The sequence below is a fragment of the Nibrella saemangeumensis genome (genome assembly GCF_039541915.1).
Lineage (GTDB): Bacteria > Bacteroidota > Bacteroidia > Cytophagales > Spirosomataceae > Nibrella > Nibrella saemangeumensis.
Genome location: NZ_BAABHD010000084.1, coordinates 521,674 through 541,500, shown reverse-complemented (window position 1 = coordinate 541,500; position 19,827 = coordinate 521,674). Strand labels below are relative to the sequence as shown.

Here is a 19,827-nt window from a genome sequence, read left to right as displayed (position 1 = left end):
TAAAGCCCATAGGTACGTTTTCAAAACGATATGCGTTTCTTTTCGTCATCGGCAGCCCGGCGGTCACGGGTCGCTTTGATCGACTTGCTACCAAAGGAGCGGGTGTAGGTAACTTTCACAATACGCGGTGCATCACGCAACGTGGCTTCAAAATCAATCTGCTGCTCCGGGAAGGCCACATACCATTTTAGCTGGTTTGTCCAGAACAGATCGTTTACCGTCAGACTAAGCCGACCCCGGTTATTGGGCAATACTTTTTGTATCCCCACCACCACATTGGTCATGCTGCGCAGATTCATTACGCCCGCCGGAAGTAGCGACCGGTACAGCACACTTACCTCGGCCGTCAGTTGATTACCCAGGCGGAAGGAATGGACCGAATTAACATTCCAGATCAGGTTGCGCTGGTAGAAAGGAGCCACATCGAATTGCGTCTGCGCCGTACGGATGAATGCCAATACATTGTTTTGCACCGACCACCAGTCGGTAAGCGTCAGCGGTAACGTCAATTCGGCGGAGAAGACATCGACCTGGTCGAAATTCTGCACCATATGGATGAGTTCGGGACGACCGGGGCGAATCACTGGCTGATGCCGGAAAATAGTGTTGCGCTCCCGGCTGTAGCCGAGCCAGACAAAATACCGGCTTTTGTACTGGTACCCGGCCCGTATGCTGCTGGTAAAGGCGGGTTTCAGATTAATGTTCCCAACGTAATAGGTATTGGGGTCGGTCAAAAAGAAGTTAGGTGTCAGGTCCGTATAACCGGGTCGGGTAATTCGTCGGCTGTAGGTCAGATTCAGCGTGTGTTGAGGGCTCAATTTATGCGCCAGCGACGCACTCGGAAACAGGTTAAGATACCGGCGATCCAGCAACTTTTGTCCAGCTAAGTTCCGAATATTCGTGTGGGTAGCTTCGGCCCGTAATCCACCCTGGACATCGGTCTTTGCCCCCAGCTTACCCGATACGCTGCCGTACACCGCACCGATGTTTTCGTAAAATATGGCTGTATTCGTCATGGCCGAATCAATGATAAAGTGGCCGTCTATTTTCTTTTCTACCCCCAGGGCGTTGTCAATATCCGAGCGGTTGAGCTTTACGCCCGTTTCCAGCTTCCAGCCTCTGCCCAATGGCTGCGCATAATCGGCTTTGAGTACCCAGAAGTCAATACTCGTCTGCTTGGTGGTATTGACCGACTGCACCGGCGTAATTTCCGGTCTTGACGAATAAAATTGACCAACTTCCAGACTATTCGGGCCGCTGTTGGTATAGTGCTGGTAATCGGCATCGACAGTGAACGATTGGCCACCGGCAAACTCATGAGCCAGCCCAATACTACCGCCCAAGTTATGCCAGCGACTATCACTCAACCACAATAAGGAAGATTCGGTAAAGGGATTACCAGCGTTGAGCAATCGGGTAGAGGAGGAATTATAGGAAGTAGCCACGAAACGATTGGTCAGGCCTTGCACCTGGGCCAAAAGCGTAGTCCGTCTGGTCAGCGAAATGTCGGCACCGACCCGAAAATCGCCGTTAACTAATTTAGTGTATCGGTCGGAGTACTGTTCATTGTGCCATAACTCGTCCAGTACCGGTTGGATTCGATTGGCTAAAAAGTCGAACCAGCGGTTGTCGTAGTTGTAAGAAGCATTGGCGAAGAGATTGACCCGCCCCTGGTTGTGATTGACATTGAGGCTGCCGCCCGCTTTTTCGTACTTGCCGTAGCCACCCATGAGCGAGAAACCGCCGTTGGTGCCTTCGTCCTGCCGGCGCTTCAGGACAATGTTAATCAGCCCGGCATTTCCCTCAGCATCATACTTCGCCGGTGGACTGGTGATTAGTTCGATCTTCTCGACATTGTCGGCGTTCATGCCACCGAGCATCTGCGCCAGTGTTTCCAGCGGCAGCCGGGACAGTTTGCCGTTGATCATCACCATCACCCCCTGCCGCCCGCTAAGGGTGATACCCGCGTTCTGCCGGTCGACGCGCACCCCCGGCGACCGCTCCAGCACATCCAGCACGGTACCACCAGCCGCCGAAATCATGGCCGACGGGTTGATGACCAGCTTGTCGATCTGCTGCTCAAAAATGGGCTTTCGGGCCGTTATGGTGACCTCGTTCAGTTGCTTTTCCGCAGCAGTTGCCACCAGCGGTTCCAGCCGGTGCGTACCCGTAGTGGCGGATAGGGTTACGATGCTGGAGTAGCGGATCTGGTACCCTACCATCCGGGCCGCCACTAGGTAGCGACCGGGCGAGAGTTGTTCAAAGGCGTAGGAGCCGTTATCATTGACAACGGCTCCTTTGGCCAGGGAAGAATCATTGGCGTGGAGTAGCAGAACATTAGCATAAGCCAGGGGCCGGCCGTCGGTGGCGCGCACCGAGCCGGTAATGGCTTGCTGGGCGTAAGCCGTAGAGGCTAAACAGAGGAGGGCGAAAAGTTGGGTAACGGATGACATAAACTTCAGTTTTTATGACATCCAAAGTTGGACAACTCCCTACAATCACACCATCCCCAATTTTGGTAGTATATGTAGCTCCCGTTGCACCCGGCCTACCGCCGGAGATAACAGGAATGTATTTTTATTTCTTCCGCAGGTATACGTTATTGCTGATCGACTCCAGTTGGATTCTGGGCCCTCCGCCGTTGAAGGTTCCTTCGAGCTGATAACCGACCATCGGGTTTTTCTGTTTTTTGCCTTTAAGATCAATGTCCAGGTCGGAGTAGACTTCGCCGGTGATGGTTTTCATGGCCAGATCGGCGCCTTTACCTTTAGGCCAGCTCATGTCGACAAAGCCGCTGATGGATTTGGCCGATACCGCTTCGGTAGCTCCCCGAATGTCGATGTTGCCGTTGATGGTTTCCAGCTTCAGCTTGGCCTGCCGGGGCAGATACACTGTGTAGTTGATGTCGCTGCACATGGTGTGTCGGGTGCCGTTCTTTTCGGTACTCCAGGTCGATTTCTCCCCCGGACAATCCTCGGGCTTACCCTGCTTGATCATCTCTTTGTCGAAATCAGTTTTCACGGTGATCTCCTGGGCGGTCGAGCCCGTTTCGACGATCAGAGCATCGTTGAGTCGCCCGCCATTAACGGTGACTGCTATACGCACAGATACTTCCTGCTTGTCCCAGTAATTAATCTGGATGCTATCAGCAAATTTAAAGTCGAGGTTGACGAGCTGACTGGCCGAGAACGGCAGCTTTTTGTCGATGATTTTCTGGCCAAAAACCGGGTGGATGAACAGGCCGATCAGCAGGATAATTAGACTCTTTTTCATGGTGCAGATGCGTTTGACCAATTATTTCTGTTTACGAATATAGATGTTGCTGCTAATGGTATTGAGCTGTAGTTCGACTCCTCCCCCATTGGCCGTTCCTTCAATGCTGTGTCCTCCGCCTACCCGAGCCAGGCCATCTTTGTTGTTCTTCACGCCCAGGTCGAAGTCCGTGTACATCTCGCCGGTGACAGACCGCAGCTTCATGTTCGCTTTGGCGTTGCCGGGTAGGGTAATATCAATCGGTCCGCTGACGGTTGAAATGGCAGTGGGCTTATCCTGACTCAGGCTGGAGTACACCACCTTTACCTCGCCGTTGGTGGTATTAACCACAACGGGCCCGGTGACGTTCTGCAGGTTGATGTTGGCGTTGTTGGTCCGGATTTCCAGATCGCCCTCCATGTTGGCAACCGATACATTGGAGCCCATCCAGTTGGTCTGGTGGTACAGGACCGATACCTTACGCGGCAGCCGGACCGTATACTTGATCTGCTTGCGGGTAGCTTTTTCGATGCGGAGCCCTTTCCCCTCCGGCGTTACCGCCAGACCGATGCCGGAGTTATCGACCGCCGAGTAGTACAGCGGCTTTAAGCCTTTGGCCCGCTCGGGTGGCGCTTCGTAGCCCGACGATGCGCGGATGATGACCTCATCGCCGTTATAGCCTTCGATCTGAAAATCGCTGGCGTCGCCGTCGATGGTAACTTTGTTTTCCCTGGTATTGGTCAGCTTAGCTTTGTATTCCTGGGCATAGGAGCCGATGCTCCACCCCAGTAAGGCGATGGTGAACAAGTGTTTTTTCATTGATGGAATTGATCTGGTTAACTGTAAACTAATCTGGTATTGTATTTTTCTAAGAATCAGGAAACTGAATTTGGGCTACCGCTCAGGGCGTTCAGGCCTTCTTCCGCTTTTACCCGGACGATGTCCAGCACCTCGTGATTACGAAGCAACTGCTGCATCTGGTTGACCGCACGCTTTTCCTTCATCGCCACCAGCGCTTCGATCAGCGTAATCTGGATGTTCGGATCGGTCTGGATCTGGAGCGACTGGATCAGGGCTTCCCGCACACCCGGTTCGCTTTCGAAGCGCAGCAGTGCCTGACAGGCCGCCAGCCGGACATTCACGTTGGCATCAAAATTCAGCGTATTGATGAGCAACTGCGTAATCTCCTGATCCGCCTGATCCAGTTCGGTACACTGGTTGACCGCCTGGATGCGTTCGCTGGCCGAGGTCGTCTCCACCTGCTCAAATGCCAGCACCTGCTTGATTTCATGGCCGGTTGACGTCGGCGTTGTATTGGTTACCTTACCCGATAAAGCAACCGCCGGAGCGTCTGTTTGCCGGGTCTGCCATTCGCCGTAAAAAAGCCCACCCGCAAAGCCGACGATCAGCAGGGCAACACTGGCCGCTACCTGCCTCGTCCAGGCCGGAAATTTTATAACCCGGCCAACCGGTACCGGCTCATCGAGTTTGGCCGCCAGTTGTGTATTCACCGTTTCCGATGGTTGCTGGTTACGCTCTTCGGCAAAGTACCGGAACGGGCCGGCATGCGCCTGTAAATGCGCCGGAACCGACTCCCGCTGAAAATACTGGCGAAGCTGCTTTTCTTCCTCCAGCGAGGTCTCCCCATTGTAATATTTCTCCAGCAGCTTTTCAACGTCCTGCTTCATAGTTGTTTGCTTTTACGTAGTCATCGCGCAATCGCTGACGAGCTCGCGACAACATCACCCGAATGTTGTTTACACTATACCCTGTCACTTCCTCGATCTCTTCAAACGAGTATTCCTCCACATCGCGCAGGTGGAGAACCAATTTCTGCGGCTCCGGCAGCGCATCCATGAGCCGGTGCATGAGTCCGGCGCTGTCGGCCAGTTCCACTTGCCGGTACGGCGATACATCGGAGCCGGCAACATCCAGCAGATCATCTCCGCTGCTTATTTTCTGGTGATGATGGGCTTTCAACCGGTCCAGACACAGGTTTTTGGTCATTTTCACCGCCAGCGCTTCAAGGCTCTGGTAGCTTTCCAGTTGCTGCCGGTTGGTCCACAGCCTCAGCAACACATCCTGCATGGCATCTTCCGCTTCCTCGCGGTTGCGCAGAAACAGTTGAGCGACCCGAAAGAGCCGGCCCTGCACGGGCAATATGCGTTGTTTGAAGGCTTGCAGATCCATTTCAGTGACAAAGACGTTTGAGGCTGAAAAACATTACAGGCGAAAGACACAAATTTTTTAAGTTTGTGGCCTGACCCCTGAAATTCACCTGTATCGCTGTGACGCCAGGCATCGTTGTATGTCGGATAAGTACTACCCATAGTTTTACGAATACCTTGTTTCATGACACTACTCCGCTTGCTATGGCAGATTCCGGTTGCGCTCACCGTCCTGGTTTCGTTGCTGCTCCTGATCAATGAATGCGCCATGGCCCGTGCCGGCCATCGTACCAAAGATATTCCATATATAAATACCGGGATGCCATACTTCAGCCCCGACCGGCACACACTCGATGTCTATAGCCCCCGCGACGACAAATCCCATCCGGTAGTCCTGTTCATTCACGGTGGCAGCTGGAACAGCGGCAGCAAGAACATATACACCTTTGTTGGCCGGCGACTGGCCGCGCAGGGGGTCATCGGCGTAATCATCAACTACCGGCTGGCTCCCGCCGTAACGGTACCGGCCATGGCGGAGGATTGTGCACGCGCCGTTGTTTGGACCCAACAGAACATTGCCGGATACGGCGGAGACCCGAACCGGATTTATGTAATGGGGCACTCGGCCGGGGGTGGTCTGGCCGCGCTGCTGGCTACCAACGATGCGTTGTTTATGGGCCGGGGCTTAGCCACAAATCCTGTCAAGGGAGCCATTCTCGACGATCCGGGCGGACTGGATATGTTTGATTACCTGCAGAAAATGGAGTACCCCAACGACGAGCAGTATCTGGTGCCTTTCGGCAAAGACTCGACTGTCTGGCGGACGGTATCCCCACTTTATCACCTTCAGGCAGACACCCCACCCATGCTGGTGTACGTGGGCGAAAAGACCTATCCGAGCATCCTCAACAGCACGGATAAGTTTCGCCGGCAGCTACAGCAGCTTGGCATCCGGCACAAGTTTACCACCCTGCCGGGCAAATCGCACATCGGCATGGTGCTGCAGTTGTTCTGGAGGAAAAATATCATCTATAAGGACTTACTGACTTTTGTGGGTGTGGGTTAGCGCAAGAGTAGTCTGACTGAGCCACCGACTTTTACAGAACCCGAGGTACAACTATTGGCCACAGAATGAAACAACTACTGCTTCTGCTTATTACGTACGTAGGATTTACGTCAACCGCCGTGGCCCAGCGGGTCCATATCCAAACCCCCGATACCTCCCCGCAAACCACTTACGCGGCTAACCGGCTGAAAAAAGCCTTACAGGAACGCCGGTATACGCTTACGTCGCCGGCCGATTACACCATACGCCTGACCCTGGATGCTGGCAAACTGGGAAAAGAGGCTTATACGCTGGCACCGGAAGGTAAAACCATTCGGATTACGGGCGGTGATCCGGCCGGATTAATTTACGGCTGCCTATCGTTGGCCGAAGACCTGCGCAACGGCGTATCGCTGCCGCAGATCAAAGCGAAAAGCGAAAACCCAACCCTGCCGTTCCGGGCCATCAAGTATGACCTGCCCTGGGATACCTACCGGCACAGCTACGCCCTCGACCAGCATATCGAAACCTGCCGCGATGTGGCCTATTGGGAGCGTTTTCTGGATATGATGGTCGAGAACCGCTTCAATGTACTATCGCTGTGGAACCTCCACCCGTATACCTTCATGATCCGGCCGACCAACTTTCCGGAGGCCACGCCCTTTAACGAAAATGAGATGAAGGAGTGGCAGACCCTGCACCGCGCTATTTTCCGGATGGCCAGGGAGCGGGGTATCGACACGTACCTGGTGCCGTTCAACATCTTTGTGAGCCCGGAGTTTGCCAAAGCCCATAATGTGGCCATGAACAATCTGGAGCATCATCATTTTGTGGATGGCGATACCTCAGCGATTGTCAGGCGCTACACCCGCGAGTGCGTGACGCAGGTCTTGCAGGAGTACCCGGAGTTGACCGGTTTCGGGCTGACGCTGGGCGAAGGCATGGGCGGCATGACACCCCAGCAGCGCGAAGACTGGATGAAAGCGACCATCATCGAAGGTATGCGCCAGGCTGGTCGGAAATCAAAACTGATCCACCGCATTCCGTTCTCCAGCACCACCGGCTCGTTGGGCGTCACCAGTGTCGAGACGGAGAAACTGACCCGCAAGTCTATCGAAGCCGAAGGCGACTTAGCGTTTCTCGAAGGACCAGTCTGGGCTGATCTGAAGTACAACTGGTCGCACGCCCACTCGACGCCCAAACTGGTCAAAGTACATGGCGGCAAGCTGTACGACACGTATTTTAAACCGACACCGACGAAGTATAAAATCGTGTGGACCGCCCGCAACGAGGACTTCTTCTGCCTCCGCTGGGGCGTTCCGGAGTTCATCCGTGAACATATTAGTACCAACAACCAGCCGTACCTGGGCGGGTACATCCTTGGCTCGGAGACCTATATACCGGCCAAGGATTACTTCACCAAAACAACCCAGCCCGTCGACTGGACATACGCCTTCGAGCGGCAATGGCTGTTTTATAAACTGTGGGGCCGGCTGCTGTATAACCCGGCCACACCCGATGCCATATTTAAGGCTGAATTTATCCGCCGGTATGGTCCGGCAGGCAGCACCCTACTGGAAGCATCGGCCCTGGCCGGTAAAACGCCTTTACGCCTGGCCTCGTCGTACGACTTCACCTGGGATTTCTCGCTCTACAGTGAAGGGTTCATGGCGCTGCAGGACAAAAACGTCAAATATATCTCCGTCGACCGGCAGATCAGTCACCCACCGCTGGATCCGGATTATGTATCAGTGGCCGATTACGTAAAAACCGTCTCGTTGGGAGGTTCATTTGCGGCCAATAAAATCACTCCGCTCGTGCTGGCCGACCGTTTGGAGCAGGATTGCCGCAAGGCGCTGAGCCTGGTTGCCCCAATTAAAACGGCGGGTAACGCATCGCTGATGTACGAGGTAGCTGATGTAAAAGCATGGGCTAACCTCGGCCTGTACTTCGCGGAGAAACTACGGGGGGCCGTGGCGCTTCAGACCTACCGCACCACCGGTGGCGAGATAAACAAACAGAAAGCTATTACTCACCTGGAAAAAGCCCTGCGCAACTGGGATGAGGTGGTTGCCATAACCCGGCCGATTTACCACGACATGCCGCTGGTGCATTTTAGTGAGCAGCAGGGGAATACCCGGGCGCAAAACGATAAACTCCGTTTTCACTGGGCTATACTCCGGCCCGAGGTGGCAAAGGATGTGGAAATAGCCCGGCAGGCGGTGAAGTAATGATTTACCCCCAACCGCATCGGCGGACCGCCCCTGAAGGGGGTTGGGGGTTCCTGGAACTATTTCCCCCTTTCCCGCCTTATACTCTGGTATCTTTACACGTCTTCTAGTACCTCGTATCTATGATTGAAAGACCCATTACAGACTGGTTGCCTCTGACGATGAAAGAAGTCGAAAAGCGAGGCTGGGATGAAGTGGATATTATACTGGTGTCGGGTGACGCCTATGTAGACCACCCGGCGTTTGGTACGGCCGTGATCGGTCGCATCATGGAGAGCGAGGGATTACGGGTAGCCATTATCGCCCAACCGAACTGGAAAGACGACCTGCGGGACTTCAAAAAGTTTGGCAAGCCTAAATACTTCTTTGGCGTCACCGCCGGCTGTATGGATTCGATGGTGAACCACTACACGGCCAACAAACGCCTGCGCTCCAACGATTCCTATACCCCCGGTGGTCAGGCAGGTTTCCGGCCCGATTACGCCACTACGGTCTATACCCGAATTCTTAAGACTTTATACCCCGATGTGCCGGTGCTGATCGGCGGTATCGAGGCTTCGCTCCGGCGCGTGACGCATTACGACTACTGGCAGGATAAACTGATGCCGTCTGTTCTGTACGATTCAGGGGCCGATCTGCTGGTGTACGGGATGGGTGAGCAGCCCCTGCGCGAAATTCTGAAATTGGCGCAGAAAGGCGTACCGCTGTCGTCGATGCGCAACATCAACCAGGTAGCCTATCTGCACGAGCCCGGTACTACCTTACGGGACTACAATAACTGGAACACCGTTGAGCTGGCCAGTCACGAAACCTGCCTGGAAGACAAAATCAGGTACGCAGCGAATTTTAAAATTGTCGAGGTTGAGTCGAATAAGTGGCAGGCCAACCGGATCATTCAGAAGGTAGGTAACCAGACGCTGGTGATTAACCCGCCGTTCAAGACGATGGATGAGGTTGAGGTTGATAAATCATTTGACTTGCCGTATACCCGGCAGCCCCACCCCAAGTATAAGAAGCGGGGTACCATTCCGGCTTACGAGATGATCAAGTTTTCGGTGAATATGCACCGGGGCTGTTTCGGCGGTTGTAGTTTCTGCACCATCTCGGCGCACCAGGGTAAGTTCATTGCCTCGCGGAGTGAAAAGTCTATTCTGAAAGAGGTAGACGAGATCACCAAACACCCGGAATTCAAAGGGTATATCTCCGACTTGGGCGGCCCGTCGGCCAATATGTACAAGATGAAGGGTAAGGATGAATCCATCTGCGCCAAATGCCAGAGTCCGAGCTGTATTCACCCGGTCATCTGTTCCAACCTGGATACCTCGCACAAGCCGCTGACCGAACTCTATCGGAAAGTCGACGCGAACCCTCAGATCAAAAAAGCATTTGTCGGCTCTGGTGTGCGTTATGATCTGCTGGTCGATGATTTCAACAAGAACAACCAGGACGGCAACCACGATGAGTACATGGAGCAGCTTATTACCCGGCACGTCTCGGGCCGGCTTAAGGTTGCGCCGGAGCATACATCCGATGCTACGCTGCGGGTGATGCGCAAGCCGTCGTTCAAATATTTCCACAAGTTCAAGGAGAAGTACGACCAGATTTCGGATAAGCACAACCTGAAGCAGCCGCTGATCCCGTACTTTATCTCGTCGCACCCCGGCTGCGAAGAAGAAGACATGGCCAACCTGGCGGCCGAAACTAAGGACATGGGCTTTCAACTGGAGCAGGTGCAGGACTTTACGCCGACGCCGATGACGGTAGCTGAAGTGATCTATTACACCGGCGTACACCCCTACACGCTGAAACCCGTGAAAACGGCAAAAACCCGCGAGGAAAAGCAGAACCAGAACGCCTTTTTCTTCTGGTATAAACCCGAATACAAAGACTGGATACGGAACCGGCTGAATCGCATGAGCCGCCCCGATCTGATCGAAAAACTACTGGGTGTGCCTAAAAAAGCAGAAGGGAAAAAGCCATTAAGGCCATTTAAGAAGCAATTCTCCGCAAAGAAAAAGAAGCGGTAAATTCCGGAACATGCAGCGTAATGGATTTGCCCTGCGTAATGTCATACAACCATTTCTGCCTTCCACAGGCACTGTTCTCATCAGAAGAACAGTGCCTGTTTTGTTTCAGGGGAAAATAAAGCGCTTTTCTAATCATATTCTAATAATTTCGGCTACTTGAATTGAATCCGTCTGAATAAATTTGCCTGCTAATTATTGTCCAATCATTTCCTTTCTTAATCTAAACAATACACTTTATGCAAACAACTACCTGTCGCCTGGTGGTCAGGCTGATGCTTTGGACAGGAATGTGGCTGCTGGGTACCGCAGCATTCGCCCAGAATACCATCAGCGGCACTGTCAGGGCAGAAAATGGATCGCCTATTCCGGGAGCTAATGTGGTCGTTAAAGGCACCTCCACCGGTACGGCCACCGCTGCGGACGGCACCTACCGCATTGCCGTCTCACGCCCCAACGCAACCCTTGTGTTCTCTTCAATTGGTTACCAGTCAAAAGAGGTAGCTACAGGCTCCGGCAGCACCATTGATGTTACCCTGTCCGAAGATGTTGCCTACCTGGAAGAAGTGGTTGTAACGGGTCTGGCAACCAGCATCAAACGCTCCAACCTGGCCAATGCCATCTCCACCGTATCGGCGCGGGAGCTTGTCGGTACCACGCAGATTCAGACCGTCGACAATGCCCTCTACGGTAAACTCACGGGCGTAAACATGAACACCAACGGCGGGGCACCGGGTGGTGGCGTTTCAATCCAGTTACGTGGTATTTCGTCGCTGGTGGGTGCGTCTCAGCCGCTGTACATCATCGACGGCGTATACGCCAACAACGCCGTCAATCGGACCGGACGGGGTTCGGTAACGGGCGCATCGGCCATAGAAAATCAGGATGACGCATCCAACCGCATCTCCGACCTCAACCCCAACGACATTGAAACCATCGAGGTATTGAAAGGTCCCTCGGCGGCCGCCATTTACGGAACGCGGGCCAATGCGGGTGTGATTATCATTACCACCAAACGGGGCAGCGCCGGCCGCACCCGGCTGACTTTTGCCCAGGACTACGGCTTTGCCAAAGCACAACGGCTGCTGGGTTTCGATGACTGGTCAGAGGCCAAGATCAACACGTTCTTTGCAGCCGCCCGGCGACCCGTTGAACTGGATCGCTTCCGGGCCGCCAACGGGCAGACCTGGGACTATGAAAAGTATTTCTACGGCAATACCGCTCCCCTGTCGAACACCCGACTGGGCCTGTCGGGCGGGAATGACAAAACCCGGTTCTTTATTTCGGGCGCGTTCACCGACGAGAAAGGCATCATCCGGCGTACCGGATTCAAACGGTATTCGGTCCGGGCTAATATCGACCATAAGCTGACGCAGGATATTACCCTGGCGGTGGGCTCCAATTTCATCAACTCCAATACCGAACGGGGCTTCACGGGTAACCAGAACAATTCCGGGGCCAGTATCGGCTATAACATTGCCTACGTACCTAATTACTTTAACCTGTTTGCGGATGCCAGCGGCCGCTACCCCGACAACCCGTACTTCTCGGAAAATCCGGTAGCGGTTACCGAGCGGGGAACCAACAACTCCAACGTAAACCGGTTCATCCAGTCCTTCAGCCTGACGGCTAATCTGTTCAAATCGGAGCGGGCCGTGCTGAAGCTGATCGGTCAGGGTGGGCTTGACTATGCGCAGAACACCACGCAGGTTTACCTGCCCGAAGACCTGCAGTTTCAGCGGGCGCAGGGTAATCCGGGCGACGTGATCTGGGGTAAGACCGAAAACGTCAATACCAACCTGCAGGGAGCCCTGGTCTTGAACTGGAACATCAATAACATCAATTTTACGTCGCAGGCCGGTACAGTTCGCCTGAACTTCCGGGAAGACCGTCTGCTGAACCGCTCGCGGGGTCTGGCCGGGGGGCAGAATAACCTGCGGCAGGGAACCGTCCAGGAAATCTTTGACCAGCGTTTTCAGAAGGTGACCGACGTAGGGGTCTTTGCGCAGCAGGAAGCCAACTGGGACGATAAGATCATTGCCACCGTGGGCGTTCGCTGGGACAAATCAACGCTCATCGGCGACGCCAACCGGTTCTGGGCGTTCCCGAAAGCCTCATTGGCCGTTAACGTCGCCAATTTCGATTTTATCCGTTCGTCGGGTCTGGCAAACGTGTTCTCCCAGATCAAACCACGCGTGGCTTATGGCGAAACGGCAGGGGTACCCACCTTTGGTACTACATTCACTCCGCTTAACTCCGCCAACATTGGTGGTCTGCTGGGCTCGGTCGTCACCACGGCCGCTGGTAACAGCCTGATTGAACCCGAGCGGGCCGGTGAGCTGGAGTTTGGTCTGGACCTGGGCCTGTACAACAACCGCGTCCTGCTGGAGGCCACCTATTACGACAAGCAAACCCGCAACAACATCCAGAACCTGCAGCTCTCGCCGGCGGTGGGTATCAGCACCATTCCCACCAACCTGGCCCGGTTGCAGAACCGGGGTGTCGAACTCTCGCTGAGCGTGGTGCCGGTGCAGGCCGAGAATCTCCGCTGGAACACGCGCCTGATGTGGTGGCGGAACGACCTGAAGCTCACCCGCCTGGGTATACCGCCCTATAATTTAGGGGCGTTCGGTCCCACGCTGGGTACGTTCCTGTACCAGGAAGGCTTCGCGCCGACCACCATTGTCGGGACGCGCCCGGCCGCCGATGCCAACGATACTCCGCTGGCGCAGGGCGTCCGGACCGGCGCTTTCCTTCTGGGCAACAGCCAGCCGGATTTTCAGATGTCCTGGATGAACGAATTTACCCTATTCAAAAACGTGGATGTGAATATGCTCTGGCACTGGAAGGAAGGGGGCGACAACATTAACCTGACGCAGTTCCTGCTGGATTCGGGCGGCAATACACCTGACTGGGACGATGATGATAACGGCGACGGTACGCCCAATGGCCGGCAGCGGGGCCTGGCTCCGCACAACGGCGCCGACCGCTGGGTGCAGGATGCGTCGTATGTTCGCTTACGGGAGGTAGCCGTTTACTATAACTTCCCAGTTCAGAAGCTCGGGGGCTGGTTCAGCAACCGCGTTTCACGCATCCGGATTGGCGCATCGAGCCAGAACCCGCTGACGTTTACCAAGTATTTTGGGTACGATCCCGAGACTTCCACTTTCGGGATTCAGGCGGTCGGTTCCGGAGTCGACATCGCTCCGTATCCGACACAGCGTCGTTTCTTTGGCCACCTGGTAATCGAATTTTAAGCCAAGCTTTTCAAAACATGAAAAAAACATTTTTATATATCCCGCTGCTGGCGGGGCTGCTGCTAACAAATTCGTGCAGCTTTTTCGAACTGGAAGCACCTAATGACCCGAATAACCCGTCGTTGGGCAGCGTGTCGCAAAATGCCTCCCGCACACAGGTGCAGAACCTGGTGACCGGGCTGGAGTCGCGCCACCGGGACTATGTGTTCAACGTGACGATGTTATTCGGGGCCATGGGTCGTGAACTCTGGTACCTGAATGCCTCCGATCCGCGCTGGCAAACCGACTGGCTGGGCATGAACGGCCGCACCGCGACGGTAAATATGTTCCAATACCTGCCAACGTACCAGAACCCCTACTTTGCGGTCCGGCAGGCGCTGACGGTCATCGAATCCGTTCGTAATACCAATACGTTTACCGAGCAGGAGAAGAATGCGGTGTCGGGCTTTGCCAAAACCATCATGGCCTACCAGTACCTGATTGTAGCCATGGGGCAATACGAGAATGGGATGCGGATCGACATCAGTGATCCGCAAAATCCGGGGCCGGTACTCCCGCTCAACGAAGCGCTGACCCAGATCAAGCGCATTGTCGACGAAGGAAATACCGAACTCGGTAACGGGGGTACGGGAGCCTTCCCGCTCCGCCTGACCAGTGGGTTTACCGCCAACGGCTTCAACACCATTGCGTCGCTGCGCCAGATGAACCGCGCCATTGCGGCCCGGCTGGCCGTGTACCGGCAGGACTGGCAGGGGGCCGTCGAGGCGGTCAATAACTCGTTCTACAGCGCAACGGGGAGTCTGGATGCCGGTCCGGCGCATACCTACGGAGCGCCACCGGATACTTTTAACCCCCTGTTTTTTGTACCGAATGCCAACGTGACCACGATGATGGTGGTGCACCCATCGGTATTGCGCGATACCATTCCCGGCGACCTGCGCGTCCGCAACAAGTTCCTCCGGCGAACCACGCCCGTTTCGGTAACCTCCGACGGCACACCGCTGTCGGGGCAGTACCAGGACCGCCGTTTTCCGCTCAACACCAGCGAACTAAAGTTTATCCGCAGTGAGGAGCTGGCGTTGATCCTGGCCGAAGCGCAGGCGCAACTAGGCAATACGGAAGCTGCCGTAGCGGCCATCAACCGGGTGCGCACAGCCGCCAACATCGGCACCTACACCGGCGCGATTACCCGCGACGCGCTGATCAACGAGATCCTGTTCCAGCGTCGGTATTCGCTCTGGGCCGAGCCCTGGGGCCACCGGTGGATCGACCTTCGTCGCTACAACCGGCTGAATGCCGAGAACGTGGACGTAACCCTCGACCGGGGTACGATTTTCCGGCAGTTGGCCCGGCCCCAGGCCGAAATCAACTGGGACGATTATATCAAAACCCGGTAAGCCAACGAGGATTAAAACAAAAGCCGGTCTGGTTGATTCCAGACCGGCTTTTGTTTGTCCAGGTTTCTGCCTGATTGACTCACCGGCACAGAGGTAGCCAAAAACTCAGGCGTTTTGTTTAGCGGCTCCCTGCCTGCGCTGTTTGATGACCCGCACAATGTAGAGGATTGCCAGGCCACCGAATATCACCCAGGAGATCGGGTTCAGGTATTCATCCACTTTTTGAAAACTACTCCCCAGCCAATAGCCCAGAAATGCCAGGACCGCCGTCCAGATTGCCGAGCCCACGGCGGTAAAGGCGAGAAAAGAGGCCATATTCATTTGCTTGATACCAGCCGGGATGGAAATAAGGGACCGTATGCCCGGCAAAAGCCGGCAGAAAAATACGGCCACTCCGCCGTGCCGGTCGAACCAGCGGCTGGCACTTTCAATATCGTTTCTGGAAATCGTCAACCAGCACCCGTGGCGGTCGGCCCATTCGTTCAGCCGGTGCTCACCCATACGCCGGCCAGCATAATAAAGCGGTAGTGCCCCTAACACCGAGCCCACCGTCCCGGCAATCACTATGCTGATAAAGGACAATTCTCCATTCGTTACCATATAGCCGGCTAACGGCATGATGACTTCCGACGGAATAGGCGGAAAAACATTTTCCAGGAACATGAGTAAAGCGATACCCCAGCTCCCCGTCGATGAAATAATACTAATTACCCATTTAGCCATACTGTGCTTCTCATTCTCCAGTTACCTCAACTATACTGTCAACCCCTGGCGGCATCAGTTGTTTGGGCGGATAAAACAAAGGCCGGTCTGGAATCAACCAGACCGGCCTTTGTTTGTCAGGGTTCCTGCCCGGTTGAATCACCGGCCCCCGCCGTGACCGACGGCTTTACCGGTTTGGGCGGGATGTCCGGTGATTTATAATCCAGTATACGCGGCCATACCTTAGTACCCCGCGGGCTGTCGGGCGCATTGACTGTTTTGGAGGATTTCGGTTCAATGTCATTAATGGTCAGTTGTTCGGCTTTGAAGATTTTACCGTTCTCCAGAATGTAACTGACCCGTACCTGTACCTCCGAGAAGCGGAGGTTGGTGGGATTATCCAGCCGGATTTGTAAATTTTTGATCCCCCCTATCAGGCCAACCTTATACCCCGGCACTTTTTTTACCGCCAGTCGTTTAGCGGCTTTGAGCCCTTCCTGACGCCGTTGTTCCTGCTGCTTCCGGCTCTCTTCTTCCTTCCGCTTCGCTTCGTCGATGAGTGCCTTTTTCGACGTTGTCACCACAGTTCCGGTCTGGACCGGCGTATTTACCGTCAGGTCCTGCTGGTCCTCGGCGTCTGGTTGCTGCGATTCAGTAGTCGTTTCCGGTTCTTTAGACAAAACGTAGTAAGTACCCAACCCGGCTCCCAGCAGCCCCAACGCGAGCAGCCCCACCCACAACCCCGTCCGGCGGCTGGTCCGGTCTGTTGGCTCCTGAGCAGCTTTCCGCACCAGAAATTCGGGCGGAGCTTTCCGGGTCTCGGCCGGTTGTACAGCGCCTGCCACCGGCCGGGTTGCGCCCTGTGCCAAACCACCGGCCGGGACGACCTCCGCCTGACGGCCCTCCTGCTCAAGCAGCAACTGCTCAACTTCCGCCTTTTTCAAATCTACAATAACGGCATCCGGGTTGCTCAGACGGTCAGCTGCTTTTTTGGTCATCAGCGCCTGTAACAGGTCCTCCAGCGAACCGGCAATGGGTTTATCGGTCAGTGACGCTACTGACGGTGGCGGATCATTCAGCAGCATCGTCATAAACGAAACGATACCGGTATCTTTTCCCATCGGGAATGGCACCCGGCCGGTCAGGCACTCGTACAGCACCACCCCCATGGAATAATAATCGGTGGCTGCGCCCAGGCTGCCGGGGTCTTCAAACTGCTCAGGCGAGGCATACTCGTAGGTCATCAGCGACTGCCCCGTTACGGTCTTGGGTTGCTCGCGCAGCCGGGCAATACCGAAGTCGGTGAGCAGAAAATGAAGCTCGCCGGTGGGCAGCACCCGGTACAGGATATTTTCAGGCTTGACATCCCGGTGAATAATCCCCTGCGCATGGATGGCCTTAAACGCTTCGATCAGTTGCAGGCCCAGCCGGACTACCGTCGCGACGGGTAAGGTTTTCTGTTCATCGAGCAGTTTACGCACGCTTCCGCCCTCGATCAATTCCATCACGAGGTACGGCAGGGGCGCATCCAGCCGGATCTCCCGCACGCCCACTATATTAGGGTGGTTAATGCGGGTCATGATCTCCGATTCCTGCTGAAACCGGCGGAGCGTATCCGCATCGGTATTAAAAGCAAAATGCTTGATCGCCACCAGCGTGCCGGTATCGACATGGCGGGCTTTCAGGACCCTCGCGTTACCTCGCCCTAACTCCCCCAGTATGGTGTACCCCGGAAATTGTGTATTGAAACTAACAGTCGGCATTGGTTGTGGCCCTTGGGGCTCAATCAGTTTGGTTTTGATAGGTGGTTACCACCTGCGTACGATTATTGACGGGCACCTCCGCCGGCGCTTCCCCCTCCCCTTCTGCCCTCTCCGCCGGAAAGCACGCCAGTACCACGGTAATATTATCCTGCCCCCCTCGTTCGTTTGCGTGCCGGATCAGTTCAGTTACCTGATCGTCAAGCGACAGGGGCCGGTTCAGCACAGCCGCTACCTGGGCCAGCGTCAGCATATCCGTTAATCCGTCGCTGCACAGCAGCAGTTGATCGCCCGGTTGGAAATTCGTTTGGCCCCACTCCAGAAAATCCGGATCATCGACCCGGTGCAGCTCGGACCCGACCGTCCGCAGCACTTCGTTCCGCCGGGGATGGTTCATGGCTTCGGCTTCGGTAAGTTCCTGCGCATCTTCGCGGGCACCCACCAGCGAATGATCCCGCGTCAGCTTTTCGACGGAATGCTGCCGGAACCGGTACAGCCGGGTATCGCCTACGTGCACAAACGACAGGGTAGCGGCCTGCGCATCGGCCAGGGCGGCCGTCAGCACGCAACACATCTGCGCCAGGGCCGGGTCATGCCCCCGATACGCAACAATCTGGTTATTGGCGTACACGACCGCTTCGCGCAGCATCGTCAGGGGATCACCGTTGGGCGTGGCCATGTAGCGGCTGATGCAGTCGCGGGCGATGGTAGCGGCTTTGTCGCCCCCGGCATAGCCCCCTACGCCATCAATTACCACCAACAGGGCCGTATGCGCCCCCCAAAGCGGAGTGCTGATAAACGTATCCTGGTTATCCTGCCGCTGCTGTCCCGTGTCGGTCTGCGCCGAAAGTAACAAAGAATTCATTGAACAGACTAGCCTTTGGGGTTATAATGGATAGTGAGCGTGACGACACCGTTCAGCAGGATCTGCGCCCGGTCGGGCAGGTCCACCCACTGCGGACTGGCGGGTTCGCTCCGTTCGATTACCTGCTCGTTCACCCGCGTTTCGTTGCGGCTGTACGATACCATCTGAAAACGGCCATCGTCCTCGTTGTACCGGATGCGGGCGTGCGGATTTGAGACATAAGGAGAGTCAAGGCGCAGGTAGTTCGGAAAGGTTTCATTGTCGGGGTCCTTGCGGGCTACCACCATTTCACGCTCCTCCACCCAATACGTCTTTTCGGTATTTGTGTCGGCCATATAACAGTCGATCCGGGCCAGCGCCGACGGATGAACCGGTTTCGGAGCGGCCACCGGCGGAGCCGACGGCAGGATCAGGGGTTTGTCTTCACCGGCGAGTTCCGGATTAAATTTAATAGCAAAAGTGCCGGCTTCCCGAAAATCGATATGCTGAAACGCAAGCTGGTTGATATCCAGCTTATCGAACATATTCGTGTTTTTTACCCGTACGGTAGCTTTGACGCTGGCCGCCGAAAACGCTTCGGGCTGGGCCGGTTCCGCCAGCGAAACCCCGGCCAGGGAGCCGACCACCTCGATGTCTTCGCGGCCGATCAGCCGGCCGTTGAACTCCGTACCCGGCCCAAACTTGAAATACCAGTGCGACGCCACCGGCATGATCTTGTCTTCGGGGCCTTTGCGCTTCCGAAGCAGCTCATAAAAGCGTCGCACGGCTTCGTCGACGATCACGGGCAGAGCCGGCAACCGCTCTTCGTAGGTTTTGGGGTGCAGGATCACAAAATAGCTCGTATTGAATAACAAACTATGCCCTACACTCTCCGCCAGCAGGGACGTTTTGAAACAGTCTGCCAGTTCGCCGAGGATACGCTCATTGGTAACCACATTGGCAGCCCCACCCGACTGTTGCGGGACCTTCGGAACAAGGAGCCTGCTCAGCTGCTGCAACAGGCTATTGGGCTCTTTCTCCATTAAATCAAGTATGAATGGTTGTTGCTAATTACATCGTATATTCCTAAAACGCTAATTTATGGCAGTTGTTGATGAAGTTACGCGGATTACACCAGTTAACAGGC

Annotated in this window: 14 protein-coding genes; 5 read left to right on the top strand and 9 right to left on the bottom strand. The window is 55.2% G+C overall.

The window, feature by feature from the left end:
• Positions 1-20: 20 nt before the first annotated feature.
• The 5 genes from ABD949_RS29855 to ABD949_RS29835 form a co-directional block, all read right to left on the bottom strand.
• The gene (locus tag ABD949_RS29855; protein WP_345250089.1) at positions 21-2,453 is read right to left on the bottom strand and encodes a TonB-dependent receptor domain-containing protein; all 2,433 of its coding nucleotides are present in this window, start codon (positions 2,451-2,453) and stop codon (positions 21-23) included.
• Between the two features lie 124 nt (positions 2,454-2,577).
• The gene (locus ABD949_RS29850; protein ID WP_345250087.1) at positions 2,578-3,273 is read right to left on the bottom strand and encodes a DUF4097 family beta strand repeat-containing protein; all 696 of its coding nucleotides are present in this window, start codon (positions 3,271-3,273) and stop codon (positions 2,578-2,580) included.
• 21 nt (positions 3,274-3,294) lie between these two features.
• Positions 3,295-4,071 (bottom strand): DUF4097 family beta strand repeat-containing protein, encoded by a 777-nt coding sequence (locus ABD949_RS29845; RefSeq protein WP_345250085.1) that lies wholly within the window; start codon positions 4,069-4,071, stop codon positions 3,295-3,297.
• 56 nt (positions 4,072-4,127) lie between these two features.
• A complete protein-coding gene (locus tag ABD949_RS29840) occupies positions 4,128-4,940 on the bottom strand; it encodes a HEAT repeat domain-containing protein (RefSeq protein ID WP_345250083.1) in 813 nt (270 codons plus the stop codon).
• A complete protein-coding gene (locus tag ABD949_RS29835) occupies positions 4,924-5,442 on the bottom strand; it encodes an RNA polymerase sigma factor (RefSeq protein WP_345250081.1) in 519 nt (172 codons plus the stop codon). The genes ABD949_RS29840 and ABD949_RS29835 overlap by 17 nt, the downstream gene beginning before the upstream one ends.
• A 162-nt stretch (positions 5,443-5,604) precedes the next feature.
• Here ABD949_RS29835 and ABD949_RS29830 point away from each other — a divergent pair, with 162 nt between their 5' ends.
• From ABD949_RS29830 to ABD949_RS29810, 5 genes are all read left to right on the top strand, one after another.
• On the top strand, positions 5,605-6,486 hold the full coding sequence (locus ABD949_RS29830; protein ID WP_345250079.1) for an alpha/beta hydrolase: 882 nt from the start codon (positions 5,605-5,607) through the stop codon (positions 6,484-6,486).
• A gap of 65 nt (positions 6,487-6,551) precedes the next feature.
• The gene (locus tag ABD949_RS29825; RefSeq protein WP_345250077.1) at positions 6,552-8,696 is read left to right on the top strand and encodes a glycoside hydrolase family 20 zincin-like fold domain-containing protein; all 2,145 of its coding nucleotides are present in this window, start codon (positions 6,552-6,554) and stop codon (positions 8,694-8,696) included.
• Between the two features lie 122 nt (positions 8,697-8,818).
• Complete coding sequence (locus tag ABD949_RS29820) at positions 8,819-10,723, top strand: YgiQ family radical SAM protein (protein ID WP_345250075.1); 1,905 nt, start codon at positions 8,819-8,821, stop codon at positions 10,721-10,723.
• A gap of 236 nt (positions 10,724-10,959) precedes the next feature.
• Positions 10,960-13,977, top strand: a complete 3,018-nt coding sequence (locus ABD949_RS29815; protein WP_345250073.1) for a SusC/RagA family TonB-linked outer membrane protein — start codon at positions 10,960-10,962, stop codon at positions 13,975-13,977.
• Between the two features lie 17 nt (positions 13,978-13,994).
• Positions 13,995-15,374: a RagB/SusD family nutrient uptake outer membrane protein gene (locus tag ABD949_RS29810; protein ID WP_345250071.1), complete on the top strand. Its 1,380-nt coding sequence runs from the start codon at positions 13,995-13,997 to the stop codon at positions 15,372-15,374.
• Positions 15,375-15,479: 105 nt separating this feature from the next.
• Here the strand turns inward: ABD949_RS29810 and ABD949_RS29805 are convergent, their stop codons facing one another.
• The 4 genes from ABD949_RS29805 to ABD949_RS29790 all read right to left on the bottom strand — a co-directional run bounded on the left by ABD949_RS29805 (position 15,480) and on the right by ABD949_RS29790 (position 19,723).
• A complete protein-coding gene (locus ABD949_RS29805; protein WP_345250069.1) occupies positions 15,480-16,097 on the bottom strand; it encodes a DedA family protein in 618 nt (205 codons plus the stop codon).
• Between the two features lie 116 nt (positions 16,098-16,213).
• Complete coding sequence (locus tag ABD949_RS29800; protein WP_345250067.1) at positions 16,214-17,839, bottom strand: serine/threonine-protein kinase; 1,626 nt, start codon at positions 17,837-17,839, stop codon at positions 16,214-16,216.
• 19 nt (positions 17,840-17,858) lie between these two features.
• A complete protein-coding gene (locus ABD949_RS29795) occupies positions 17,859-18,701 on the bottom strand; it encodes a PP2C family protein-serine/threonine phosphatase (protein WP_345250065.1) in 843 nt (280 codons plus the stop codon).
• Positions 18,702-18,709: 8 nt separating this feature from the next.
• A complete protein-coding gene (locus tag ABD949_RS29790) occupies positions 18,710-19,723 on the bottom strand; it encodes an FHA domain-containing protein (protein ID WP_345250063.1) in 1,014 nt (337 codons plus the stop codon).
• Positions 19,724-19,827: the final 104 nt, after the last annotated feature.

What these genes read in the sequence shown, in the direction of transcription:
- ABD949_RS29855 (WP_345250089.1), bottom strand. Translation starts at nt 2,453, where the DNA reads ATGTCATCCGTTACCCAACTTTTCGCCCTCCTCTGTTTAGCCTCTACG.
- ABD949_RS29835 (WP_345250081.1), bottom strand. Translation starts at nt 5,442, where the DNA reads ATGGATCTGCAAGCCTTCAAACAACGCATATTGCCCGTGCAGGGCCGG.
- ABD949_RS29815 (WP_345250073.1), top strand. Translation starts at nt 10,960, where the DNA reads ATGCAAACAACTACCTGTCGCCTGGTGGTCAGGCTGATGCTTTGGACA.
- ABD949_RS29805 (WP_345250069.1), bottom strand. Translation starts at nt 16,097, where the DNA reads ATGGCTAAATGGGTAATTAGTATTATTTCATCGACGGGGAGCTGGGGT.
- ABD949_RS29850 (WP_345250087.1), bottom strand. Translation starts at nt 3,273, where the DNA reads ATGAAAAAGAGTCTAATTATCCTGCTGATCGGCCTGTTCATCCACCCG.
- ABD949_RS29810 (WP_345250071.1), top strand. Translation starts at nt 13,995, where the DNA reads ATGAAAAAAACATTTTTATATATCCCGCTGCTGGCGGGGCTGCTGCTA.
- ABD949_RS29830 (WP_345250079.1), top strand. Translation starts at nt 5,605, where the DNA reads ATGACACTACTCCGCTTGCTATGGCAGATTCCGGTTGCGCTCACCGTC.
- ABD949_RS29800 (WP_345250067.1), bottom strand. Translation starts at nt 17,839, where the DNA reads ATGCCGACTGTTAGTTTCAATACACAATTTCCGGGGTACACCATACTG.
- ABD949_RS29790 (WP_345250063.1), bottom strand. Translation starts at nt 19,723, where the DNA reads ATGGAGAAAGAGCCCAATAGCCTGTTGCAGCAGCTGAGCAGGCTCCTT.
- ABD949_RS29825 (WP_345250077.1), top strand. Translation starts at nt 6,552, where the DNA reads ATGAAACAACTACTGCTTCTGCTTATTACGTACGTAGGATTTACGTCA.
- ABD949_RS29845 (WP_345250085.1), bottom strand. Translation starts at nt 4,071, where the DNA reads ATGAAAAAACACTTGTTCACCATCGCCTTACTGGGGTGGAGCATCGGC.
- ABD949_RS29795 (WP_345250065.1), bottom strand. Translation starts at nt 18,701, where the DNA reads ATGAATTCTTTGTTACTTTCGGCGCAGACCGACACGGGACAGCAGCGG.
- ABD949_RS29840 (WP_345250083.1), bottom strand. Translation starts at nt 4,940, where the DNA reads ATGAAGCAGGACGTTGAAAAGCTGCTGGAGAAATATTACAATGGGGAG.
- ABD949_RS29820 (WP_345250075.1), top strand. Translation starts at nt 8,819, where the DNA reads ATGATTGAAAGACCCATTACAGACTGGTTGCCTCTGACGATGAAAGAA.